This window comes from Afipia sp. GW823-FHT06G09 (assembly GCF_058794875.1).
The window spans coordinates 1343743-1367053 of sequence record NZ_JBXAHF010000001.1; the positions used below are offsets into that span (position 1 = coordinate 1343743).

A 23311-nucleotide genomic window follows, 5' to 3' on the forward strand; every position below is an offset into this window, starting at 1 on the left:
ATTGATCTCAGAAATCGGTTGGCCGAATATGGTGCGAAGTATGCGCCATGGGCGCCTGAACGTCACATGAAGGATTCGGCAGAATCGTGAACGAGACCGTGACCAAGCCACCCGTTGATCCCGCCGGGCAGCGGACGGTGAGTTGCGCGCGGTGCGGAACGGCGTTCACCTGCAACCTGTCCGGCCCCTGCTGGTGCTCGGACGAGACAGCGAAACTGCCGCTGCCCGCCGAGGGCGAGGACTGTTTGTGTCAGGCGTGTTTGCGGGCGGCGGCGGAGCGGCGCGCAGCGACCTGATTCACGTCATTGCGAGCGAAGCGAAGCAATCCATTCAAATTCTCGATACAAAAGATGGATTGCTTCGTCGCCAACGCTCCTCGCAATGACGATCTTTCTGCACTACACCGCATACCCGGGCGAATTTCGCGCCATGCCGCCGAACGCATCGAGCAGCTTTTCGCGCCAGGCATAGACCGGATCGTCTTCCTTCAGCAGCCTGAACGGGCTGGTCGCGCGCGCCCACTGGAACGGGCCGAACACAATGTAGTCGGCGTAATTCGGCGACTCGCCGCCGATGTAAGGCTGCGTCTTGAGCGTGAGCCGCATCGGATTCAGCGCGTTGCGGAATCCCTCGACCGCCTGATCGCGGTTGGATGCCGCGTCTTCCAACGTCTTGCCGAGACGCGCCTCACGGGTCTTGCGGAAATACGCCTGATCGGCCGGCCGCAGATGGGCATGAATGTCGACGGCGATCATCGGAAAAATGCCGCCAAGGACAACCGTATCGCCCCACCAGTTCAGCATCCGGCCCATGGCGCGGCCCCCCTCGCCGCCGAACAGCGACGGACGATCGGGATAGGTGTCCTCGAGATAATTCGCGATCGCCCATGAGTCGGCGACGGAGGTCTCGCCGTCGATGAACACCGGCACCTTGTCGGACTGATGCGGCGCGATGGCGTCTTTTTCGCTGAACCGCCACGGAATCGTTTCGGCCTTGATGTCCTTGTGCGCCAGCGCCATGCGCGTGCGCCAGCAGAACGGGCTGAACACACGCTCGGTTTCCGTGCCGCAGAGTTCGAAGAGCTTTCGCGCAACAGCCATCGCCTCAGCCCTTCACGACAGACGCTGTCTGCCCGAACAGCACCTTCTTCTGCTCGTCGGTGAAGGTCTTGCCAAGGCTGGGGTTCACCGTCGGGCCCACCGCGTAGGCGCGAACCGTCGCAGGCCGGGCACGGATGGTCTCGAACCAGCGCTTGAGATGCGGGAAGTCTTCCAGCTTCTGGCCCTGCCGCTCATACGGCACGATCCAGGGATAGGCCGCCATGTCCGCGATGGAATAATCGCCCGCGACAAACTCGCGATCCGCAAGCCGCTTGTTGAGCACGCCGTAGAGCCTGTTGGTTTCGTTGACATAGCGATCGATGGCGTAAGGAATTTTCTCCGGCGCATAGTTGCTGAAATGATGGTTCTGGCCGAGCATCGGGCCGAGACCGCCCATCTGCCACATCAACCACTGGATCACATCGAAGCGCTTGCGCAGATCGGAGGGCAGGAACTTGCCGGTCTTCTCCGCCAGATAGATCAGGATCGCACCGGATTCGAAGATCTTCACCGGCGCGCCGCCGTCGGCGGGCTCCTGGTCGATGATCGCAGGCATGCGGTTGTTCGGCGAGAATGCAAGAAACTCCGGCTTGAACTGGTCACCGGTGCCGATGTTGATCGGGTGGATCTTGTAGGCGAGGCCCGTTTCCTCGAGAAACATCGTGATCTTGTGGCCATTCGGCGTCGGCCAGTAATAGAGATCGATCATCTTGCTATCCTTGAAATGGCGGCGTGAGGCAGTCTCGCAAAGTCAATGCGATTGCATGAACCTTGCGCTTCGCGCCTGCGAAGTCAATGCCGCGCCGCGGATATCAAGTAAATTTCATTGCCCGGAGCCGAGGCTCGTGAAAGATTTTCATCGCTTCACTCCAAACAAGAAACAGTCCCTCTCACGTCCCTGACGATAGAGTTCCGGGAAAATCCCGACTCGGGATCAAGAAAGGTCGAAAATGACGAAAGAATTCGCACGGCGTGATTTCCTGAAACTTTCCACCGCAATGGGTCTCGCCGCGACAGGCGGCTTCTCATGCATGGGCATTGCGAGCGCGGCGCCGATCCAGGTGCCGACCATCGACAAGCTGTCGATCCGCGTGCTTGTCGACCAGCAGCACGACCAGTTCCTGAAAGGCTCAACCGTGAACGGCGTCGTGCACGAGGGTCCAGGCGGCGGCCGCAGTGCCGATGCCCGCAACGTCCTGCACAACGAATGGGGCCTGTCGCTGTTTCTGGAATCGCAGCGCGAACAGGAACAGCGCAACATCCTGCTGGACTTCGGCTACACCTCACCCGCGATCATCAACAATATCGGCCTGCTCAAGGTCGATCCCGCGAAAATCAACGCACTGATCGTCAGCCACGGCCATATCGATCACTATGGCGGCCTGATCGGCTTTCTCGAGAAATATCGCAGCGTGCTGCCCGCCGACGTGAAGCTCTATGCCGGCGGCGAGGACAATTTCTGTCACCGCGTCAGCCGCGCATCCACCGGCCAGTTCGGCGAAGGCGGCGTGCTGGACCGCAAGCAGATCACGGCGCAGAAAGTCCAGACCGTGCTCTGCGAAACCCCGACCGTGATCGAAGGCCACGCCTTCACCACCGGCAAGATCAAGCGGAGCAGCGTCGAGAAAATCCTGCCGAACACCTTTGTCGACTACAAGCCGGAGAGCGCTGGCTGCGATTACGGCCACTACACCGCCGCCGAACTGCAGGGCAACTTCGTTCCGGACGAACATGTCCACGAACACGCGACCTGCTTCAACATCCGCGGCAACGGCCTTGTGGTGATCTCATCCTGCGGCCATGTCGGCATCGTCAATTCGGTGCGGCAGGCGCAGGAAATCTCGGGCGTGCAGAAGGTTCATGCCGTGGTCGGCGGCTTCCATCTGGGGCCGGCCCCTGCGGACTACCTCAAGCAGATTGTCGGCGAGATCAAGGCGCTCCAGCCGGATGTCGTGATCCCGATGCATTGCAGCGGGCTGAACTTCCTGCTCGAAGCGCGCGCGCAGATGCCGGACAGCGTGATCAACGTCTCGACCGGCAGCCGCCTGATCTTCAGCGCGTGAGCGCGCGCAGCCTCCCAGCGACATGGCGCAGGACCGGCGCGGCCATCATGGCCGCGCTGCTGTGCGGTTTTTGGGCTGCGTCTCCCGCATCGGCGCAAGGCTCAACACGCTCCGCCGCCGAGCTGATGGACGCGGTGATGTGGAATCGCGAGCCGATCGGCGGCGCGTTTGCGCTCAAGGACCAAACCGGCAAGATCCGCACCGACGCCGATTTTCGCGGCCAGCTCATGCTGGTCTATTTCGGCTTCACCTACTGCCCTGACATCTGTCCGACAGACCTCCAGCAGATCGGGCTCGCCATGGAGCAACTCGGCGACGATGCAAAAAGCGTGCAGCCGCTGTTCATCACGCTCGATCCCGAACGCGACACGGTCGAGCATCTCGCGCAATATGTTCCGCTGTTTCATCCGCGCCTGCTCGGACTCACCGGAAGGGTCAAGGACGTGTCGCAGGCCGCCGACGCCTACAGGGTCTACTACACGCGCGTCTCAACGGGACCGAAGCCGGACGACTACACCGTCGACCATTCCGCGTTCATCTATCTGATCGGCCGCGACGGAAAATATCTCGGGTTCTTTCCGCCCGGCACGGACGCCGCGAAGATGGCCGGGATGATCCGCCCGCATCTGGCCGGAAAGCCCGTGCGATAACGCGGTTCCGGGAAGCTCGCCTCTCCTTCCCATAGGAACAACTGGCTTTCTCGAAGGTTCAATGCCGGGGACACGTACCAACCGGAGGAACCATCATGAGGAAATTTGTTGTTTTGTTTGGTGCTGTAGCGATGCTGGCCAGCGCAACCTACGCGCAGGCGGCGGAATTCTATGTCGTTCAGGACACGTCCACAAAGAAATGCACCATTGTGGACAAGAAGCCGACAACCACAACGACGGTCGTCGTTGGCGATGGCAAGGTGTTCACGACCCGCACCGAGGCAGAGGCGGGAATGAAAACCATCAAGGTCTGCTCGAACTGATCGCACACAAGGAAGGGGACATGTGTCCCCTTCCTTGTCCTCGAACGAACGCGCGCGCTGCGATCACCAAGTGCCGCGCCGAGTTGTGACGCCTACTCCACCGCCGCCTTCTTCGGCTCCACGACTTCAAAGCCGGTCGAGAATTCATCGAGCAGGCCAAACAACTCGCGAAGCTTGAGCGGATTGCCGCCGACCGACACATCTCCCGTCAAAATGCTGCCGAGGAAGGTCCGTTGTTTGAGCGTGATGGCGTCGAGCGCGGCGCGGGTCAGGGTCACGCTGGCATCGGCCTTGTCGGAGAGCTTGCCCGCTGTGTGCGTCAGCGCGGAGTTCTCCAGATTCATCACATAGGTCTGGTCGAGATCGGTGAAGGTCCAGTTGATCACGATGGTCTTGCCCTCGGCCTTGGCTGCATTGAGCCGCACCCCCAGGAAATCGAACGCCAGATCGATGGAAATGCCTTTCAGCAGTTCGGCATTCACCAGCGCGGGCGGCTGCGGGCCGACACCGCCGCGCAGTTCCAGCGCGCCCAGCAGATAGGCGTTACGCCAGGTCGCCGCCTCGCTCTGATAGCCGAGCTGTTCGAGCGCATCGGCGCCGAGTTCGCGCGCGTCCCTGTTGGCGGGATCGGCGAACACCACCTTGCTCATGACGCTGGCGACCCATCGATACTGGCCGGCCTTGTAGTCCTCGCGCGCACGTTTGATGGTCGCCTCCGCGCCACCCATATACTCCACCTGCTTCCTGGCTTCTTCCGCACGCGGCAACGGATTGAGATCGGCAGGATTGGCGTCGTACCAGCCGAGATAGAACTGATAGACCGCCTTGGCGTTGTGGCTCAGCGTGCCGTAGTAGCCGCGCGCGGCCCAGTCATTGGCCAGTGACGGCGGCAACTTCAACTGCTCGGCGATCTCGGTCGGCGTCAGGCCGTGGTTGAGCAGACGCACGGTCTGGTCGTGGATGAACTTGTAGAGATCGCGCTGCTTTTTCAGGAACGCGACGATGCGCTCGTTCCCCCACATCGGCCAGTGATGCTGCGCGATCACCGCATCGGTCTTGTCGCCATAGCGGTCGATGGCATCGTTGATATAGCGCGACCACAGCCGGCCGTCGCGAATCTCCGCGCCGCGGATGGTGTAGAGATTGTGCATGTTGTGGGTGGCGTCTTCCGCCATGTTCAGCAATTTGAACTGCGGGAAGTACATGATCATCTCGGACGGGGCTTCCGAGCCCGGCACCAGATGAAACTCGATCTCGACGCCATCGACCTGGCGCGTCTCATAGGCCTGCTTGATCACATCGTTCGGCGGGATCAGCGAAATCGAGCCCCGCGCCAGCGCCTTGCCGAGGCCCGTGTCGATCTGCGCCCGGTCGCCGACCGGCAACGCGCTGCCGAACTGATACTGCGCGCGGCGTGACATGGCGTTGCCGGCGATGACATTCTCCGCCACCGCATGCTCCATGAAGCCGTCCGGCGCGATCACCTTGACCTTGCCGGACTTCGCATCGTCCTCCGTGATGACGCCCTTGGCTCCGCCGAAGTGATCAGCGTGGCTGTGGGTGTAGATCACCGCCGCGACCGGCTTCGCCGGCCGGTTCTTCAGATACAGATCGAGCGCCGCCTTCGCGGTCTCGTTGGACAGCAGCGGATCGATCAGGATCAGGCCGCTATCGCCCTCGATGATGGTCATATTGGCGATGTCGAGCCCGCGCACCTGATAGACACGCTCGGTGACCTTGAAGAGGCCGTTGATGGCGTTGAGCTGCGCCTGCCGCCACAGGCTGGGATTGACCGTGGCCGGGACCTCATCGCTTTTCAGGAAATCGTATTGTTTTGTGTTGAACGCCGGCTTGTCGCCGAGGCCGGGGACGATGCCATCCGGCAGTGTCGCGATGAAACCGCGCTTCGCATCCTCAAAATCCGCGCGGTCATTGAAGGGCAGCGTCTTGTGGAAGGTGTCGTTGACGGCGCGGCTGGCGGGTTCGGCATCCTTGGACTGAGCGAGCGACGGCGAAGTCGGCGCAATGGCGAACAACGCGGCAGCCAGCAGGCTGGCGGTGCATTTATACGGCATGTGACCTCCCGGACTGTCACGCGGTTCTCGGCACTGCCCGCGCGTAAGTTCCAGCCTATCAGGGGACATGCGTAAGTTTCATCGCAAACTTCATCCCATGCGCCGAAGAAAATACCCTTTTCTCTCCGCACTCCGCGCCCCATATTCCGCCCATGGCGAAGAACCCCGATTCCGCGAAGAAGCCCCCCAAAACCCCGAAGTCGAAAGCCCATCGTCCCGATGTGCAGCCGATCGGGCCTGCGCTGGCGGAGCTTTTGAACCCGGCGATCAATCGCGGCGATGCGGGCATGGGATCGGGCACCGGCTTGCAGCCGCCGCCGGACAATTCCAAGGACCGCCGCTCCGGCGGCGAGGCCGCGATCCATCGCGCGCGCAAATCGACGCCGAAGGATTTCGTCGAGGGTGAGCCCCGCCCGACCCCGCTCCAGCCCGCTCCGCAGCCGCCCGCTGCAAGAGTTCAAAAGCCGGCAGGCTTTGAGGAAGCCCCGCAGGCCAATTACGGCACCAGCGCGCCGATCCCGACCCTCGATCCTGAACTGGCGAAGCAGCTCGGCTATGATGTCGATGATGACGACTCGTTCCGCCCCGCGCGCAACAAGATGGAATCGCTGGGTGTGCAGGCGACCGCCGATGCGCTGGAAAACCTGATCCGCGACGGCCGCCCCGAATTTCGCAAGAATGACGGCTCGCTGAAGGTCTGGACACCGCATCGCCCGCCCCGCCCGGAGAAATCCGAAGGCGGCGTGCGCTTTGAACTCAAGTCCGCCTATGAGCCGAAGGGCGACCAGCCGACCGCGATCAAGGAACTGGTCGAAGGCATCCAGCGCAACGACCGCACGCAGGTGCTGCTCGGCGTCACTGGCTCGGGCAAGACCTACACCATGGCGAAGGTGATCGAGGCCACGCAGCGCCCCGCGATCATCCTTGCGCCCAACAAGACGCTCGCGGCCCAGCTCTACGGCGAGTTCAAGAACTTTTTTCCCGACAACGCGGTGGAATATTTCGTCTCGTACTACGACTACTATCAGCCCGAAGCTTACGTCCCCCGCACCGACACCTATATCGAGAAAGATTCCTCGATCAACGAGCAGATCGACCGGATGCGCCACTCGGCGACGCGCGCGCTGCTGGAGCGCGACGACGTCATCATCGTCGCCTCGGTGTCGTGCATCTACGGTATCGGTTCGGTCGAGACCTACACCGCGATGACGTTTGCGATGAAGCGCGGCGAGCGCGTCGATCAGCGCCAGCTCATCGCCGACCTCGTCGCCCTGCAATACAAGCGCACCTCGGCGGATTTCAGCCGCGGCACCTTCCGCGTGCGCGGCGACACGCTCGACATTTTCCCGGCGCACTATGAAGACCGCGCCTGGCGCGTGAACATGTTCGGCGACACGATCGAAAGCATCGAGGAGTTCGATCCGCTCACCGGCCACAAGCAGGACGAGCTTGAATTCATCAAGATCTACGCTAACTCGCACTATGTCACGCCGCGGCCGACGCTGATCCAGGCCATCAAAGGCATCAAGAGCGAACTGAAGTGGCGGCTGGACCAGTTGAACGCGCAGGGCCGCCTGCTCGAAGCGCAGCGCCTCGAACAGCGCACCACCTTCGATCTGGAAATGATGGAAGCGACCGGAAGCTGCGCCGGCATCGAGAATTATTCGCGCTATCTCACCGGCCGCAAGCCGGGCGAGCCGCCGCCGACGCTGTTCGAATATGTGCCGGACAACGCGCTGGTGTTCGCCGATGAAAGCCATGTCAGCGTGCCGCAGATCGGCGCGATGTTCAAAGGCGACTTCCGCCGCAAGGCGACGCTGGCCGAATACGGCTTCCGCCTGCCCTCCTGCATGGACAACCGCCCGCTGCGCTTTGAAGAGTGGGACATGATGCGCCCACAATCGATCGCGGTGTCGGCGACGCCGGGCGGCTGGGAATTGAACGAGAGCGGCGGCGTGTTCGTCGAGCAGGTGATCCGCCCGACCGGACTCATTGACCCGCCGGTCAATATCCGCCCCGCCCGCACGCAGGTGGACGATCTGGTCGGCGAGGTGCGCGAGACCGCGCGCAACGGCTATCGTTCGCTGATCACGGTGCTGACCAAACGCATGGCGGAGGACCTCACCGAATACCTGCACGAGCAGGGCATCCGTGTCCGCTACATGCACTCGGATATCGACACCATCGAGCGCATCGAGATCATCCGCGATCTTCGCTTGGGCGCGTTCGACGCGCTGGTCGGCATCAATCTGCTGCGCGAAGGTCTCGACATTCCCGAATGCGCGCTGGTCGCGATCCTCGATGCCGACAAGGAAGGCTTCCTTCGTTCGGAAACATCGCTGATCCAGACCATCGGCCGCGCCGCGCGTAACGTCGATGGAAAGGTCATTCTCTACGCCGACCAGATCACCGGCTCGATGGAGCGCGCCATCGCCGAGACCGACCGCCGCCGCGAGAAGCAGGTCGAGTACAACACCGCCCACGGCATCACGCCGGAAAGCATCAAGCGCGACATCGGCGATATTCTCGGCAGCGTCTATGAGCGCGACCATGTACTGGTGGAAATCGGCGACGGCGGCATGGCCGACGACGCGGTCGCCATCGGCCACAACTTCGAGGCGGTGCTGGCCGATCTCGAAACAAGGATGCGCGAAGCGGCCGCCGACCTCAACTTCGAGGAAGCCGCGCGGCTGCGCGACGAGGTCAAGCGCCTGCGCGCCACTGAGCTGGCCGTGGTGGACGATCCGACCATCAAGCAGCGCGGCGTCGCGGCGAAAGCCGGCGCCTACGCCGGCAAGAAAAAGTACGGCGACGCCGCGAATTTGCCGGCGCAACTTGACAAGGCGGCGGCGAAAATGAAATCGCGCGCGCGAAAGCCGACGCTGGACGAGATGGGTCCGGGGATGGAAAGCAAGATTTTCCAGCCCACCAACTCACGCCAGTCCGGGCCCGAATTCTCAGGCCGCTCCACCGGCGGCGCGCCGGGCAAGCGCGGCGGATGGAAGAAGCGGTAGTGAACTTCGCGCACTGCGGCGGCATGGCGGTTGCGGATTCCATCTCCATATAAGCGGCACCATCCCGCCTGCCTGTCGCGCTGGACGCTGCTCCGGCGCATCCTTCCCGACTGCCCGCTTCCAGTCCGAGAGTCCCAATGACACCTCTGTCCATCCTCGACCTTGTGCGCGTCACCGAAGAAACCGACGCGCGCGGCGCACTCGATAATGCCCGCGATCTTGCCTCTCATGCCGAAGGCTGGGGCTACCGCCGCATCTGGGTCGCCGAACATCACAACATGGCGGGGATCGCGAGCGCGGCAACGTCCGTCGTGCTGGCGCATATCGCCGCCGGAACAAAGACCATCCGCGTCGGCGCGGGCGGCATCATGCTGCCGAACCACGCGCCGTATGTGGTTGCCGAGCAGTTCGGCACGCTGGCGCGGCTGTTTCCCGGCCGCATCGATCTCGGATTGGGGCGCGCGCCGGGCACCGATCAGTTGACGCTGCGCGCCTTGCGGCGTTCGCCCGAAGCCGCCGATAATTTCCCGCAGGACGTGCTTGAAGTGCAGGCCTTCCTGGCGCCGGCCGGTCCGGGCCAGCGCATCCAGGCGGTGCCCGCAGCCGGCACGAACGTGCCGCTGTGGATTCTCGGGTCGAGCCATTTCGGCGCGATGCTCGCCGCCGAACTCGGGCTGCCTTATGCGTTCGCGTCCCATTTCGCGCCCGGCGAATTGCTCCCCGCGCTGGAGATTTACCGCAGCCGCTTCAAGCCGTCTGAACAGCTCGACCGGCCGTACGCCATGGTCGGTGTCAACGTGATCGCAGCCGAGAGTGACGGTGAAGCACGGCGGCTCGCCACGACACAGCAGATGTCCTTCACCAATCTCCTGCGCGGCACCCGCAGCCTCAGCCAGCCGCCCATCGACGACATCGAGACCTATTGGTCGCCGCCTGAAAAGGCGCAGGCCATGCGGATGCTGGCGCGCTCGATCGTCGGATCACCTGCGACGGTCCGCAGCGGGATCGATGCGCTGGTGAAAGAAACCGCCGCCGACGAGCTGATCGTCGTCTCCGACATCTATGACCATCCAACACGCCTGAGGTCGTTTGAGATGATCGCCGAAGCAACCCGTTAACGCCCATCCGATCGCAGATTTGCAATCCCCCCTCAGCGCCTGCTAGGTCATCATCCAGATTTTCTGCATGTGACCTATCTGAGGAAGACCTGGGGGACTGACCAAATGGCCGACGCCGATCTGGATGCGATCATCCGGCAGCTTGCGAAGCAGCAGCAAAAGACTCTGACCGCCGCCGTCAAGAAGCAGCGGGACCGTTACGCCGCCCTCGCCGCCAAGGCGAAGGACGGGACGGCGAAGCAGCTCAACAGGCAGCTTGCGAAGGACGCGCTGGAGATCGGCACGGCGACCGTGAAGCGGCTGCAGATGTCGGCGGACAACGCCGCCTACAGCCACGCGCGGTCGATCCGCCAGGCCACCGAAGCGGCCAAGGCTGTCGCTGCGAAAGCGGCAAAAGAGGCGAAGGCAGACAAGCCAAAGAAATCTTCGAAGAAGACGGCAAAGAAACCATCCGCGAAATGAAAGAGCCGGGGAAATCCCCGGCCTCAGCACCTGCGCCAGACATCACAAATTACGCCGCCGACTTTTTCGTCGCCACGCTTTTTTGTTACGTCTTCAGTTCGCACCGCGTCATCGCGGGCTCTCCGAGAAATCTCGGTGCGCCGGACTGGACGTCTTGAAGCGATCATGCTGTCTCTGGTTAAGGACAGCGGTCCCTTCGTCCCGTCGGGAGCTGGAATAATACTAGCACCGGACGCAATTCTGTCTATCCCGAACGTCGATGCGCTCCCCGCAGGCAGCGACAACCTTGCTGACCTGAATTGTCTCATCTAGACAACAGGATGTCGCAGCGGCGCTGCGTGTTCCCTCTGCCGCGCTGAAGACGCGACGCATCATTTCCGCCAAAGCACGAACACAAATCGATGAATGTGATTTCCTCCATTACTTATGACGACTTCGCCAAGGTCGATCTCCGCGTCGGGCGTGTTCTTGAGGTTCAGCCGTTTCCAAAGGCGCGCAATCCGTCGTGGAAGGTACGCGTCGATCTCGGTGAGCTTGGCGAGAAATGGTCGAGCGCGCAGATCACAAATTACACGGCGGAGCAGTTGACCGGTTCGCTGGTGGTTTGCGTCTGCAACTTTCCTCCGCGCAACATTGCGGGCTTCATGTCCGAGGTGCTGATCCTCGGCGCACCGGATGCCGGCGGCAAGATCATCCTGCTGTCGCCGCGCAGGGACGACTCCGGCCACGGCATCGTCTCGCCCGGCGCGAAGGTGTACTGACGCGCATGGCGCGCCTACTTCGCCAGCACGCGCGCGAGTTCGATCAGATTGGTTGAGATCGGCTTGGTGCGTCCGGCAATCTCGGCCAGCGGCGTGCGCGCGATCTCCCCGCGCTGCTCGCCGATCAGCACGCCCGACACGCCTTCCGCCAGCGACGTCAGAGCCGCGACGCCAAGCCGCGTCGCCAGCAGCCGGTCGAACGCCGTGGGCGGCGCGCCACGCACCACATGGCCGAGCACGGTGGCGCGCAGTTCGAATCCGGCCATGCCCCGGTTGCTTTCGAAGTACGTCAGGATATGCGCGGCATTTTCCTTGACGCCTTCGGCGATCACCACGATCGCATGGGTCTTGCCGCGTTCATAAGCCGCCCGCAGCCGTTCCGCGATCTCGAACGACGACACTTCGAATTCCGGTGTCGAGATCACCTCCGCGCCGCCGGCGAGGCCCGCCATCATGGCGAGATAGCCGCAGTTGCGCCCCATGGTCTCGACCAGAAACGCGCGGGTGTGCGACGAGCCCGTGGTGCGCAGATTGTCGATCGCGCCCACCGTGACGTTGATCGCGGTGTCGCAGCCGATGGTGACATCGGTGCCGTAAAGATCATTGTCGATGGTCGAGGCGATGCCGACCACGGGAAAGCCGAGGCCATGCAGCGCGGCGGAGCCGGTCTGGGAGCCGTTGCCGCCAATCACCACCAGCGCATCGATGCCGCGCGTCGCCAGATTGCGCAGCGCTTTCGAACGGCCGCCTTCCTCGCGGAATTCCTTCGAACGGGCACTGCCGAGAAATGTCCCGCCGATCTGGATGATGCCGCCGACATCGCGCGCGCTGAGCCGGGTCATGCGATCGTCGATCAGGCCCTGCCAGCCTTCACGCACACCGTAGACCGCGATGTCGCGATTGAGCGCGCTGCGCGTCACCGCACGGATCGCCGCATTCATGCCGGGGGCGTCGCCGCCGCTGGTCAGGATCGCAATTGCTTTCATGAAATGTGCCCCGTGAACCGGATCACGCGAACTTATGATGCCATCGGCGGAACGTCCATCCATGCGGCCATGGACGTGAGGCTGGATGTCCCTGCCCTCATGCCGGCCTGCGCCTGCTGGCGTTCTTGTTTGCGTGATCGCCCTTCGGAACAGGCGGAATGGCATCGGTCATGCGATCCTCCTTTAGGAGGACAATGCACGTTGCGGGCAACCGTTCCTGATTTTCCAGTTCCGTAGTAAGGTCAGACCGCCCAGACGACACATCACGGTCCGAACAATGACACTCATGAGATTCATGTCCGGCGTTCTGCTGATCTGCGCTCTGGCCGTTACCAGCGCCAACGCCGCAAAGAAGGCCGACAAGCCCGCCAAACCGGCGGAGCCGGTGGCGCAGGATACCTCGCTCAACAATGTGAAGGATGCACCGGCCGCCCCGTCGCTGGCCTGCGAAGGATCGTTCGCGAAGGACGCGACGCATGCGAAGCTGGTCACCGAGTTCGGCACGAAGCACGTCGCATTCAAGGACGTCGAGGTCACGAGCGGTGTCCTGACCAAGGCAACCGTCATTTTCGACGATGATCCAACCCGGCGCCTGGTGATCTACTGGAAGGACGACAAGACCCGCTCCAGACCCGCGTCCATCGTTGTCGAAGCACCCTCGACGTGGACCGGTCCGGGTGGCATACGCAATGGCCTGTCGTTGAAAGACCTCGAGAAGCTCAACGGCGATGCCTTCAGCGTGACCGGCTTTGGCGGTATCGGCGGCGGCGAAGCATCGAAACTCGGCGGTCCGTTCGTCAACCTGCCGGGAGACTGCACGCTCACGATCCGTTTCGAGCCCGGCATTGCCCGTCCGCTGCCGCCGCGCTTCGCGTCGGTGACGGGCGACCAGCTCATTGTCTCGAAAAATCTGATCCTGCGCCGGGTGCGTCCGCAGATTTCGCAGTGGAGCGTGAACTACCGGTAAATTCCTGATGCCGCGGCCGTCAGCACGCCGCGGATACCGTTGCGAAAATCGTCGGCACATTGGAGAGACTTCGTTAAACCTCGCATCGCATGCGGCTTGATCCTCATCGGGTTCCCTCTTACGGAACCCGCCAGCTTGGGGGAGAGAAACGCAATGAACAGTCAACAGTCCGAACAATGTGTGCGGACTTTTATCGACGCCTTCTATGCCGGTGACGCGGCACGTATGGAGCAATGCTGCGACGACGCGTTTACATCCCTCACCCACGCGCCGGTCGAGGTTTTTCCGCATCTCGGCCTCAAGCAGGGCAAGGCGTGGATCGCGAAGGCCATCCAGATCCAGCACGAGCGCTATTCCAGCAGGCGCCACATCATCGATTTTGTCGTCGCGAATGAAACGCACGGCGCTGCCTTCGTGCAGGCGACGCTTACCAAACGCAGCGATCAGCGCATCGTGCGGCTCAACGTCGGCGAGTTCTTCAAGCTCCGCGAAGGCCGCATCGTCGAATATCACTCGCTGTTCGATTCCTTCGACCTGGTGCAGCAGTTGATCGGCGACGATCTGACCGGCGAGTTCGCCGTCCGGGTCAAAAACGCGATGCGGCAATAGTCGGCCGCCGCGCGGGCTCACCGCGCCGCCGAGACGCCGAGCTCCCGCACCAGCCCGAACCACAGCGCGGTCAGTTCGCGCGCCGCAGGGTCCTTGTTCGGCTTCAACCGGACGGCGGTGTGCACCAGCACGAGCTTCGACGCCGGATCGACGAAGATCGCCTGACCGTTGGTTCCGAGCATCGCGAACATCCGGCGCTTGGCCGGCATGATCCAGGTCTGGTAGCCATAACCATAGAATGGCGTCGCCACGCGCGGCGCACGAAACGAACCTTCAGGCGCAGTGGTCGCTTCAATCACCCATGCTTCCGGAATGACACCGCCGCCGTCCCTGGCGAGCAGAAGGCCGAAGCGCGCATAGTCGCGCAGCCGCGCGGCAAGACAGCAATAGGCCTGCTCCTGATTGTGGCCGTCGACCGTCCAGCTTGCCTCGTCCTCCGCGCCCATCGGCTTCCAGATTTTCTCGGACAGATAATCGGACAGGCGCTTGCCGGTTGCCGCCATCAGCACGAGGCCGAGGGTTTCGGTTTGCGATCCGGCATAGGCGAATTTCGTTTCAGGCGGCGCAGCGCGGGTGTTGTAACGGCGCAGCAGGTTGGCGGCGTCCGGCAGGTCGGACCGGCGCAGGTCGCGGCTGAAAGCGAAGGCATCGTCGGTGCCGTCGTATCGTTCCGAAAACTCGACGCCCGCACTCATGGTCAGAAGCGCGCGCAGTGTGGTCTGGCCGTAGGCGCTGCCCTTCATCGCCGGCACATAGTCCTGCGCCTTGTCTTCGATGGAGCGGATCTTGCCCTCCTTGATGGCGATCCCCACCAGCATCGCCACCATGGTTTTCACCATCGAGTTCGACAGCAGCCGATCGGTGTCGCGCCGTCCGTACTGATAGCGCTCCAACAGGATGGTCGAATCCCGCGCGATCAGCAGCCCCGTTGTGGGATGCCGCGCAAGGTACTGATCGATGGTGCGGCGCTCGCCGTCGAAGTCATAGGACCACGAAGCGCGATCGCAATCGCGCGCCAGTGGCGAAGGCGTCGCGGGCGGCAAGACCGCGTGAGCCGGGAGCAGTTTGTCGAAATTGCTGAAGGTCGCGACCATGCGGTCCTGCCGCCGGCGGTCGGCGATGGTGCCGAGGGGATAGTTCTCGGCGGCGCCATAGGCTTCGGCATCCGGGCCCGAACGGGAGAACGACGGCTCGCAGGCGGCCTTCGCCGACCCTGCCGCGCCAATAACCAGCAGCGCACACACACATGCGGCCGCACGCAGCCGATCCAGGGCAGATGAAAATCTCATCGGTCTTCCGAAGGTTTGCTGAAAAGTCCTTGGTGCTTATGCGCCGAGGATGGCGCGGGACGGTCCGGCGTTCAAGCCGGTGATCCGGCGTTGCGGATGAACCCGCCAGCCCTTGCGAGCGACGAACCGATATCCGGGACCTGGCCCCGGATCACGGGGGACATGATGAAGACAATTATTCTCGCGGCTTTGGGGACGGTCGTCGGCCTCGTTCTGGGCGTCGCCGCAGGTATTCTGGCCGGTGTCGCCTGGGTCAGCATCTTCAAGACCAGCGACTTTGAGGGCTACAGCGGGATGCTGGTGTTCTTTACCTTTGCCCCGGCTGGCGCCCTGCTCGGCGGACTGACCGGTGCGATATGGGCCGCTTATGCCGCGTCCCGCACCCGCCTTCGGATGGAAAATGACACCTGAGGCCGGATTTGCGTCCTCGAGATCCTGATGACGTTTTGTGCTTCCTACACGCGGTGATTGAAATTTGAGCTGAACCCGCGTTTTCGGCATTTGTGCATTGCAATATCGCAAGTTGTCAAACGGCCGAAATCCACTATGTCCCGTACCATCAGATGAGAATTCCAGCATTTTGGCGAGAGCGTCATCGACGACGCCTCGGAGCCCTTTGCTGTTTGGCTAAGCGACATTTCAGGACTTCAAAATGACAGAGCACAGTCTCTGGCGTGTATCGCGCGCATTTCACCGCGCGCTGAGCGAACGTCAGACCGATCAGCTTGAATCCGTCCTCGATGACAACGTGGACTGGGCGATTTACGGGCCGATCGACATGTTTGCCTTTTTCGGCCCCCGGCGCGGCAAGCGGGCGGTGATCGACGTCGTCCGCGAGATTTCCAGCATCGTGACACTCCACCGCTCCGACCGTGAATCTATTATGCTCGGAGAGGACTCGGCGGCTTCGATGATGCGGTATTCGCTGATGCCGGAAGCGTCCGGTAACCCGATCAGCGTCCGCGTCGCTCTCTTCGTCCAGTTCAAGGCGGGACGCCTGACCAGTCTCCGCGCCGTCATCGACACCTTCGACCTCGTCGAACAGACCCTTGGCCGCCAGATTCATCTGCCGAAGATCGCGTAACCGGCCTATGACCGCACGGTGACATGCCGCTGCCCGAAGCCCCGCTTGCGCGGGGCTTTTTATTTGGGCATGCGCGTCGATCACGGCGGCTTGAACCCGCGCAACACAATTGCGACAAACACACTTGAAAGATGATCGCCGGAAGCCGCGACTGCTGCGTCGAAAGACGATATTAACCTGCATAGCGCCTGATCGGCCGTGATCGACTTGCGAATGCCGGACGCGATGCAATGACGCCGAGAATGCCGCAGCTTGCGAACTCCCCAAACCGGATTGTAACGGCACTGGCGATGGCCTGCGGCCTCTGGGCCGCCGCTGCGGGTCATGCACAGGCGGAAGACGGCACACCTGCGGAAACCGGCGAGACCACCGCACCGGAGTTTGTCGAACCGGCGGATATCGACTGGAGCATACTCAACAGCGATCCAAGATCGCTTTATGAGGCGCCCTCTGCGGTCGCACACGCGTCAATCGTAAAGCCGATCGAAGATCCGTGGTCCTGGACCCGCTCCGACAAGCCGGACGGATCATCCGCCGTCGCGATCAAGCAGCCGATCACGCCCTTCTGGGACACCCGCGTCGGCGCCGATCTCAACGTCACGACGAAGATGCCGACCACCTCGTCGGAAGTCCTCGCGGAAAAAATGGCGCACAACAATCAAATCTCGCAATCGTCGGGCAGCGCGTGGGCCGCGATGACCGCGCCGGGCCTCGGCTCGATCTGGGACAAGACCGCCGTCGAAGCGCGCACCGATCCGGCGCAGGAGCAAAGCAGGTTCGGAACGTCGCTGAGCAAGTCGCTGCCGTTCGGCGGCGATCAATACGCGCTGACCTTGCAGCACGGATACAATGTCACGCAGCAAACGCTGGTGCCAGTGTTCGGGCTCGGTGCATCGTCGCGCATTTACGAAATCGATCAGTCCGCGAAGCTCGGTATCGCGGAAACCGGCACCAGTTTCATCGCGGGCCAGACGCATTCCAGCGCCGACGACAAATGGCTGCGCCGGATCGGCGCGGAGCAGAAGCTGTTCGGCGGCGTCACCGTCACCGGATCGGTCAGCGAGACCCCAAGCGGGATCGCCAACGGCAGCCTGACCGCCGGCTTCAAGACGCGCTGGTAGGTTCCGCTTAACCGGATAGCTACCATTCCGGCCTTTCCCGTTTTGTCCACTGTATGAATCCGACCTCGCCGCATCCTCGCCGCGTTTCGGTCACGATCGGCTGCACTCATGTACCCGTACTCGTCGTGCGGGGGACTCCGCGCTCGCTCAACCTGCGAAACAAGGAACAGCCGATGAACGCTATGCCAGCAGAAAAATCCGAAATGACCGAAGAAGACAAGAACCTCGCCGCCGTCAACGACGTCGAAGCCGGCATTCGCGATTTCGTCCGCAAGGATGTCGCCTATCTTCGGCGCGCTCCGGCAGCTCCGGGCACTGACGCGCCTGCTGCGGATGCATCCGCTGATGCCGCTGTCGGCAGCGTCAACAACCTGATCAATCGCGTAGCAGGTGCTTCGCTCAGCGAAATCGAGACGCTGATTGCGGAGCTCGAAGGTCTGCGCACGCTGATGCACAACGAAGGTCAGCGCATTCAGCGTGAACTGGCCGGCTACGCCCAGCTCGGACAGACCGCGATGAAGTCGACGCGGATGATCGCCGACAATCTGGCGCAGTGGAAGCGCACCGCGCCCGAGCCGCGTCAGGACTGAACGATCCTCTGACCGCGGCATCCAGACCGTGCCGCGGTCACCTCCCTGAGACTTGCCGCCCCTTGACAGAGCGGGCGGCATTTTTCTGTCAGGTGGCGGGACGGCGCGGCGCGAACACCGAACCCAAGAATGAGAACGCCAGTTCGCCGCGCTGATTGACGCCGGTGTTGTAGAAGCCGACGAAGCCGAATTGCGGACGCGACTCCAGCGGGCGCTTCGACGTGATCTCGGAGACGTAAGTCAGCGTATCGCCCGCCAGCACGGGCTTGAGCCATTTCAGTTCGCGAAATCCCGGCGACGGTCCCGACACGATCGGCTTCTCGCCCCGCGCCGCCTGTTCAGCGGCTTCACGCTGGAAGCTCGCCACCGTGAGCCGCATGTACGTCGCCGCCACATGCCAGCCCGAAGCGGCGAGACCGCCGAACACGGAATTGCGCCCGGCTTCCTCGTCGAGGTGAAACGGCTGCGGATCGAACTTCGCGGCGAACTTCTTGATGTCCTCCGCAAGGAACGTAAACGAGCCCAGCTCGCGGCGATCGCCGATCTTGATGTCTTCGAAATATGGCATGGCTTGTCCCTACCCCGCGCCGGCCGCGGCGCGGCGCAACACCATCAGAGGCAACGTCGCCAGCATCAGCGTCTGCCCCGATGCGTTGCGCATGTCGTTCTTGATGTAAACGAACCCGACATCGGAACGGCTCTTGGATTCACGCGTCGAGACCACGTCGACGGATATCGTGAGATCGTCGCCGGGCCGCAATGGCGAGACCCACCGCACCTCGTCGACGCCTGGCGAACCTGCCGAGGCGATGTTGTGGATGAATCCATCCCAGCAGATCCGCATCAGCAGCGAGCACATGTGCCAGCCCGAGCCCGACAGACCCTTGAGGATGGTGCGGCTGGCCGCCTCCTCGTCCAGATGCATCGGCTGCGGATCGAACTCGGAGGCGAAGGCGATAATGTCGTCGCGGGAAACATGGTGCGGCCCGAACGTGCCGAAATGGCCGAGCTTGAAGTCTTCGAAAGTGAGTTTCATCGTTTCAATCGCGTTGTGGATAGGCGCAGTTTGGCCGTTATTTCAGGACACCTCAAGCGGTGCGTTGCGTGGCCGCCTTCCGTCCTTTCCGGCGATATGCGACAACCCTGGCCATCCGGAGCGGTTCGGTCCGTCGCTGATTCGCCCACCGTCTTCTGTCTTTTTCGGCTCATCTGGAGAAAGCCCATGTTTCATTTCCAGGATCTCTTCCAGTGGGACAGGTTCATCACACCCACCATCATCAAGGCCTTCTACTGGCTGGTGATCGCGCTGATCATCCTGTTCGGGATCGCAGGCATATTCTCGGCCCTGACCCTGATGGCGATCAGCCCGTTCGGCGGGTTCATCCAGTTGCTGTCGGCGCTGGCCGGCGTAGTGGTCGGGATTATCTTCTCACGCATCAGCGCCGAACTGATCCTGATCGTCTTCCGGATCAACGAGCATCTCGGTGCGATCCGCGACCAGGGCCGCGACCGTCAGATGTAAGGACACGCAACGCCCTCCATGAGATACGTCATGCGCGGGCTTGACCGGCGCATCCAGCTTAAGAAAGCAATTCTCAAAAGATGGATTGCCGGGTCAAAGCCCGGCAATGACGAATGTGAACCGTCGGTGCCTCAGGTATTGAACCTGAAATGCATCACGTCGCCGTCGGCGACGACGTATTCCTTGCCTTCCAGCCGCAGCTTGCCGGTATCGCGCGCGCCGGACTCGCCACCATTCGCGATGTAGTCGTCATAGGCGATGGTCTCGGCGCGGATGAAGCCCTTCTCGAAATCGGTATGGATCACGCCGGCCGCCGCGGGCGCCTTGGTGCCCTTGGTGATGGTCCAGGCACGGGCTTCCTTCGGGCCAACGGTGAAATACGTGATGAGATGCAGCAGTTCGTAACCGGCGCGGATCAGGCGGTCGAGACCCGCTTCTTCGAGTCCCAGCGTGTCGAGGAAGTCGGCACGCTCCTCGCGTGACAGCGTCGCGATCTCGGATTCGATCTTGGCGGAAATCGCCACCGCGACCGCGCCTTCCTTTTTGGCGTGCTCGAACACCTGCTGCGAAAACGAGTTGCCGGTGGCGGCAGCGCCTTCCTCGACATTGCAGACATAGAGAACAGGCTTGGACGTCAGCAGACCGAGCATGCGGAATGCGCGTTCTTCCTCGGCCTTGCGCTCGAGGAAACGCGCCGGCTTGCCATCGCGCAGCAGCTTCAGGGCGCGATCGACCAGTTCGAGCTGCTCCTTGGAATCCTTGTCGCCGCCCTTGGCCTTCTTGGTCAGATTGTCGACGCGTTTCTCGAGGCTGTCGAGATCGGCGAGCATCAGCTCGGTCTCGATGGTCTCGATGTCGGCCAGCGGCGCGATCTTGCCTTCGACATGGGTGATGTCGGAATCCTCAAAACAGCGGACCACATGCGCCACCGCATCGACTTCGCGAATGGTCGCGAGAAACTGGTTACCGAGGCCTTCGCCCTTCGACGCGCCCTTGACCAGACCCGCGATGTCCACGAACGTCAGTTGCGTCGGGATGATCTGCTGCGACTTCGCGATCGCCGACAGCTTGTCGAGCCGCGGATCGGGCACCGCCACCGCGCCGACATTCGGCTCGATGGTGCAGAACGGATAGTTCGCCGCCTGCGCTGCCGCCGTTTCCGTCAGCGCGTTGAACAGTGTGGACTTGCCGACGTTGGGCAGTCCGACGATGCCGCATTTGAAACCCATAATCTTCTTTCGACTTTGACGTACGGTGACCGCTTCGATTTCATTTCGTCATACGCGGGCTTGACCCGCGTATCCATCTTCTTTGGAAAGATGGATCGCCGGATCAAGTCCGGCGATGACAATCATTTTTTGGGCGACGGTTCGCTGTCGTCCTTCGATGTGAATCCCTTTGCATCCATCGCAAGATGCACCTTGTTTGCAAACGACGCGTCCTGCCCGGTGACGATAAACGCCGCGTTGTCGGCAATCGCCTCGCACAGCGCGGTGACCCAGGGCATTTCGCTTTTGGCGAAATCGGACAGAACGTGCTGATGCACCAGATCCTTGACGCCGGGATGCCCGACTCCGAGCCTCACGCGGCGATAATCGTTGCCGACATGCGCGGAGATCGAGCGAAGTCCGTTGTGTCCCGCAATGCCGCCGCCGATCTTGACGCGCAGTTTCGCGGGCGGCAGTTCGATCTCGTCGTGAAACACCGTGATGTCGCCGACGCTCATCTTGAAGAACTTCGTCGCTTCGCCGACCGCGTTGCCCGACTCGTTCATATAAGTCGTGGGCTTCAGCAGAATGACGCGCCCATTGCCGAGATTGCCTTCGGAGGTCTCCCCCTGAAAGCGACGGCGCCACGGACCAAATCCGTGACGCCGTGCGATCTCGTCGACAGCCATGAACCCGATGTTGTGCCGGTTGCCCTGATACTTCGCGCCGGGATTCCCCAGTCCGACGAACAGGCGCATGGCACGGGCTCTCCCGGCCGCTTACTTCTTCTTGTCGGCAGCAGGCGCCTTGGCGGCGGCAGCCGCGGGAGCCTTCGCAGCACCAGCCGCAGGAGCAGCCGCCGCAGCACCGGCCGCAGGAGCAGCACCGGCCGCAGGCGCAGCACCACCGGCAGCAGCCGCCGCAGCAGCCTTCAGTTCTTCGTTGTAGCCCGACGGCGGAACGATGGTGACCAGCGTCGCGTCTTCGCGGGTGAACAGCTTCACGCCGTTCGGCAGCTTGATGTCGGTGATGTGCAGCGAGCTACCGATGTCGAGCTTGCCCACGTCAGCTTCGAGATACTGCGGGATGTTGTCCGCCGGCACTTCGAGGTCGATGTTGTGGGTCACGATGTTGACCGTGCCGCCGCGCTTCACGCCTGGCGAGGTTTCCGAATTCAGGACGTGCAGCGGAACGCTGACGCGGATCTTGGAGCCTTCGCCGAGACGCAGGAAGTCCACGTGCAGCGGGAAGTCGCGCACCGGATCGAGGCTGAAGTCGCGCGGAATCACGCGGTGCTTTTTGCCGTCGAGTTCGATGTCGTGAATCGTGGTCAGAAAACGCCCGGCCTGAATGCGCAGGCGCAGTTCAGCATCGTCGAGCGAGATGGTCAGCGGGGGCTGGTTGTTGCCATAGATCACTGCCGGGATACGGCCAGCGCGACGTTCAGCCCGGGCGGCCCCCTTGCCGGCCTTCGGACGAGCGGTCGCCTTCAATTCCTTGACGGTCGCCATTGTTCAGTTCCTCAAGATTTAAAAGTGAAGGGCCGCAAAGCGGCCCGGTTTTACATCGCGGCAAGCCTCCAGGGGTGCGGGGGCCGCTGACGTGGCGGGTTCTTAGCCCCAAAGGGCCAGAAATACAAGGAAATGAGCGGATTTTAGAGCGGCTTTTTCCGACGCCGGGACCAGGCCATCAGCCCTCAGATTGAGGAAATTGCCGGCGTTCCACCCGGCGACAGCCCTGCCAGCCAGTCTTCAGAGTCTGCCAAGGCACGCAGCGCATCGCGCTTGCGGATCAGGTCCGCGCGCTCGTTTTCGCTGGTCGCCGATGCAGCCATCTTCTCACAGCGAGCTGCCCATTCGCGCAGTTCGGCGGAATTATTGTTGAGCATCGAAATATCCAATCAGAAGTGAGCGCCCCTCCTGAGCCAATATCGCACCGAACGAACCATGTCGCAAGACATAACTTATTGAATTATAAGGAGTTTTTTACTAATTTTGGGATTCCGTAGCGGAGTGGGGAACTTTGTTCACGTGAGTGAATTGAGTAATTTACTAACCCATCGTCTGGCAAAGACCTTGGCAGCAAACGCCCCCACAGGAGGCTAAAATGAGCGATTTGCGCGGCGAACGCCTGCAGATCATGCTTTCGCCTGAGGAATTATCCGCGATCGACGATTTCCGCTTCAAGCACCGGATGCCGACCCGGGCCGCCGCGGTGCGGGAACTTCTCAAGCTAGGTCTGGCGTCTGCCGAGATCGTGACCGGCACGGGCCTGAAATCCGCCAATTATGGCGTCCTCGGCCGCAGTCCAAATGGACGCAATGCCGACGATAAGGGCGACGGCGCCGAATAGCGCCCACCTACATTTAT

General features: G+C 62.2%; 27 protein-coding genes. 16 read left to right on the plus strand and 11 right to left on the minus strand.

What is annotated here, in order from left to right; translation table 11 throughout:
- The first annotated feature begins 98 nt into the window (after window positions 1-98).
- Window positions 99-296 carry a cysteine-rich CWC family protein gene (locus AC1Q67_RS06605; protein ID WP_492234760.1) on the plus strand — a complete coding sequence of 66 codons (198 nt, stop codon included), beginning with the start codon at window positions 99-101 and terminating at the stop codon, window positions 294-296.
- Window positions 297-398: 102 nt separating this feature from the next.
- Here the strand turns inward: AC1Q67_RS06605 and AC1Q67_RS06610 are convergent, their stop codons facing one another.
- Both AC1Q67_RS06610 and AC1Q67_RS06615 read right to left on the minus strand, forming a co-directional pair.
- Window positions 399-1100 carry a glutathione S-transferase family protein gene (locus AC1Q67_RS06610; protein ID WP_492234759.1) on the minus strand — a complete coding sequence of 234 codons (702 nt, stop codon included), beginning with the start codon at window positions 1098-1100 and terminating at the stop codon, window positions 399-401.
- Between the two features lie 4 nt (window positions 1101-1104).
- Window positions 1105-1809, minus strand: a complete 705-nt coding sequence (locus tag AC1Q67_RS06615) for a glutathione binding-like protein (protein ID WP_492234758.1) — start codon at window positions 1807-1809, stop codon at window positions 1105-1107.
- 241 nt (window positions 1810-2050) lie between these two features.
- Here AC1Q67_RS06615 and AC1Q67_RS06620 point away from each other — a divergent pair, with 241 nt between their 5' ends.
- The 3 genes from AC1Q67_RS06620 to AC1Q67_RS06630 all read left to right on the plus strand — a co-directional run bounded on the left by AC1Q67_RS06620 (window position 2051) and on the right by AC1Q67_RS06630 (window position 4136).
- Window positions 2051-3163, plus strand: coding sequence for an MBL fold metallo-hydrolase (locus AC1Q67_RS06620; protein ID WP_492234757.1), 1113 nt, complete (start codon window positions 2051-2053; stop codon window positions 3161-3163).
- 47 nt (window positions 3164-3210) lie between these two features.
- A complete protein-coding gene (locus AC1Q67_RS06625; protein WP_492235695.1) occupies window positions 3211-3813 on the plus strand; it encodes an SCO family protein in 603 nt (200 codons plus the stop codon).
- Window positions 3814-3908: 95 nt separating this feature from the next.
- Window positions 3909-4136, plus strand: a complete 228-nt coding sequence (locus AC1Q67_RS06630; protein WP_492234756.1) for a hypothetical protein — start codon at window positions 3909-3911, stop codon at window positions 4134-4136.
- Window positions 4137-4228: 92 nt separating this feature from the next.
- Here AC1Q67_RS06630 and AC1Q67_RS06635 read toward each other — a convergent pair whose 3' ends face one another.
- On the minus strand, window positions 4229-6211 hold the full coding sequence (locus AC1Q67_RS06635; protein ID WP_492234755.1) for an alkyl/aryl-sulfatase: 1983 nt from the start codon (window positions 6209-6211) through the stop codon (window positions 4229-4231).
- A 152-nt stretch (window positions 6212-6363) separates the two neighbouring features.
- Here AC1Q67_RS06635 and uvrB point away from each other — a divergent pair, with 152 nt between their 5' ends.
- The 4 genes from uvrB to AC1Q67_RS06655 all read left to right on the plus strand — a co-directional run bounded on the left by uvrB (window position 6364) and on the right by AC1Q67_RS06655 (window position 11566).
- Complete coding sequence (gene uvrB, locus AC1Q67_RS06640) at window positions 6364-9225, plus strand: excinuclease ABC subunit UvrB (RefSeq protein ID WP_492234754.1); 2862 nt, start codon at window positions 6364-6366, stop codon at window positions 9223-9225.
- Window positions 9226-9362: 137 nt separating this feature from the next.
- The gene (locus AC1Q67_RS06645) at window positions 9363-10343 is read left to right on the plus strand and encodes an LLM class flavin-dependent oxidoreductase (RefSeq protein WP_492234753.1); all 981 of its coding nucleotides are present in this window, start codon (window positions 9363-9365) and stop codon (window positions 10341-10343) included.
- Between the two features lie 105 nt (window positions 10344-10448).
- Complete coding sequence (locus tag AC1Q67_RS06650; protein WP_492234752.1) at window positions 10449-10805, plus strand: hypothetical protein; 357 nt, start codon at window positions 10449-10451, stop codon at window positions 10803-10805.
- A gap of 401 nt (window positions 10806-11206) precedes the next feature.
- Window positions 11207-11566: a tRNA-binding protein gene (locus tag AC1Q67_RS06655; protein WP_024577764.1), complete on the plus strand. Its 360-nt coding sequence runs from the start codon at window positions 11207-11209 to the stop codon at window positions 11564-11566.
- Between the two features lie 14 nt (window positions 11567-11580).
- Here AC1Q67_RS06655 and AC1Q67_RS06660 read toward each other — a convergent pair whose 3' ends face one another.
- Window positions 11581-12552, minus strand: coding sequence for an ATP-dependent 6-phosphofructokinase (locus tag AC1Q67_RS06660; protein ID WP_024577763.1), 972 nt, complete (start codon window positions 12550-12552; stop codon window positions 11581-11583).
- 295 nt (window positions 12553-12847) lie between these two features.
- Here AC1Q67_RS06660 and AC1Q67_RS06665 point away from each other — a divergent pair, with 295 nt between their 5' ends.
- Window positions 12848-13519, plus strand: coding sequence for a hypothetical protein (locus tag AC1Q67_RS06665; RefSeq protein WP_492234751.1), 672 nt, complete (start codon window positions 12848-12850; stop codon window positions 13517-13519).
- A gap of 153 nt (window positions 13520-13672) precedes the next feature.
- Window positions 13673-14128, plus strand: a complete 456-nt coding sequence (locus AC1Q67_RS06670; RefSeq protein WP_024577761.1) for a nuclear transport factor 2 family protein — start codon at window positions 13673-13675, stop codon at window positions 14126-14128.
- 17 nt (window positions 14129-14145) lie between these two features.
- Here AC1Q67_RS06670 and AC1Q67_RS06675 read toward each other — a convergent pair whose 3' ends face one another.
- Window positions 14146-15417 (minus strand): serine hydrolase domain-containing protein, encoded by a 1272-nt coding sequence (locus AC1Q67_RS06675; protein ID WP_492234750.1) that lies wholly within the window; start codon window positions 15415-15417, stop codon window positions 14146-14148.
- Window positions 15418-15582: 165 nt separating this feature from the next.
- Here AC1Q67_RS06675 and AC1Q67_RS06680 point away from each other — a divergent pair, with 165 nt between their 5' ends.
- From AC1Q67_RS06680 to AC1Q67_RS06695, 4 genes are all read left to right on the plus strand, one after another.
- On the plus strand, window positions 15583-15828 hold the full coding sequence (locus AC1Q67_RS06680; RefSeq protein WP_492235694.1) for a hypothetical protein: 246 nt from the start codon (window positions 15583-15585) through the stop codon (window positions 15826-15828).
- Between the two features lie 241 nt (window positions 15829-16069).
- Complete coding sequence (locus tag AC1Q67_RS06685) at window positions 16070-16501, plus strand: nuclear transport factor 2 family protein (protein WP_024577758.1); 432 nt, start codon at window positions 16070-16072, stop codon at window positions 16499-16501.
- 230 nt (window positions 16502-16731) lie between these two features.
- Window positions 16732-17622, plus strand: coding sequence for a hypothetical protein (locus AC1Q67_RS06690; protein ID WP_492234749.1), 891 nt, complete (start codon window positions 16732-16734; stop codon window positions 17620-17622).
- A 173-nt stretch (window positions 17623-17795) separates the two neighbouring features.
- Window positions 17796-18212 carry a hypothetical protein gene (locus AC1Q67_RS06695; RefSeq protein ID WP_492234748.1) on the plus strand — a complete coding sequence of 139 codons (417 nt, stop codon included), beginning with the start codon at window positions 17796-17798 and terminating at the stop codon, window positions 18210-18212.
- An 88-nt stretch (window positions 18213-18300) separates the two neighbouring features.
- On the opposite strand, the gene AC1Q67_RS06700 is transcribed toward AC1Q67_RS06695, so the two are convergent.
- Both AC1Q67_RS06700 and AC1Q67_RS06705 read right to left on the minus strand, forming a co-directional pair.
- Window positions 18301-18780: a MaoC family dehydratase gene (locus AC1Q67_RS06700; RefSeq protein WP_024577755.1), complete on the minus strand. Its 480-nt coding sequence runs from the start codon at window positions 18778-18780 to the stop codon at window positions 18301-18303.
- Between the two features lie 9 nt (window positions 18781-18789).
- Window positions 18790-19248 carry a MaoC family dehydratase gene (locus AC1Q67_RS06705; RefSeq protein WP_492234747.1) on the minus strand — a complete coding sequence of 153 codons (459 nt, stop codon included), beginning with the start codon at window positions 19246-19248 and terminating at the stop codon, window positions 18790-18792.
- Between the two features lie 186 nt (window positions 19249-19434).
- On the opposite strand from AC1Q67_RS06705, the gene AC1Q67_RS06710 reads away from it, so the two are divergent.
- Window positions 19435-19734, plus strand: coding sequence for a DUF4282 domain-containing protein (locus AC1Q67_RS06710; protein WP_492234746.1), 300 nt, complete (start codon window positions 19435-19437; stop codon window positions 19732-19734).
- Between the two features lie 131 nt (window positions 19735-19865).
- On the opposite strand, the gene ychF is transcribed toward AC1Q67_RS06710, so the two are convergent.
- The 4 genes from ychF to AC1Q67_RS06730 form a co-directional block, all read right to left on the minus strand.
- Window positions 19866-20963 (minus strand): redox-regulated ATPase YchF, encoded by a 1098-nt coding sequence (gene ychF, locus AC1Q67_RS06715; RefSeq protein ID WP_492234745.1) that lies wholly within the window; start codon window positions 20961-20963, stop codon window positions 19866-19868.
- A 122-nt stretch (window positions 20964-21085) separates the two neighbouring features.
- A complete protein-coding gene (gene pth / locus AC1Q67_RS06720; protein ID WP_024577751.1) occupies window positions 21086-21700 on the minus strand; it encodes an aminoacyl-tRNA hydrolase in 615 nt (204 codons plus the stop codon).
- A gap of 21 nt (window positions 21701-21721) precedes the next feature.
- Window positions 21722-22453: a 50S ribosomal protein L25/general stress protein Ctc gene (locus AC1Q67_RS06725; protein WP_024577750.1), complete on the minus strand. Its 732-nt coding sequence runs from the start codon at window positions 22451-22453 to the stop codon at window positions 21722-21724.
- Window positions 22454-22638: 185 nt separating this feature from the next.
- On the minus strand, window positions 22639-22830 hold the full coding sequence (locus AC1Q67_RS06730; protein ID WP_024577749.1) for a hypothetical protein: 192 nt from the start codon (window positions 22828-22830) through the stop codon (window positions 22639-22641).
- A 218-nt stretch (window positions 22831-23048) separates the two neighbouring features.
- On the opposite strand from AC1Q67_RS06730, the gene AC1Q67_RS06735 reads away from it, so the two are divergent.
- A complete protein-coding gene (locus tag AC1Q67_RS06735; protein WP_024577748.1) occupies window positions 23049-23294 on the plus strand; it encodes a hypothetical protein in 246 nt (81 codons plus the stop codon).
- Window positions 23295-23311 lie beyond the last annotated feature (17 nt).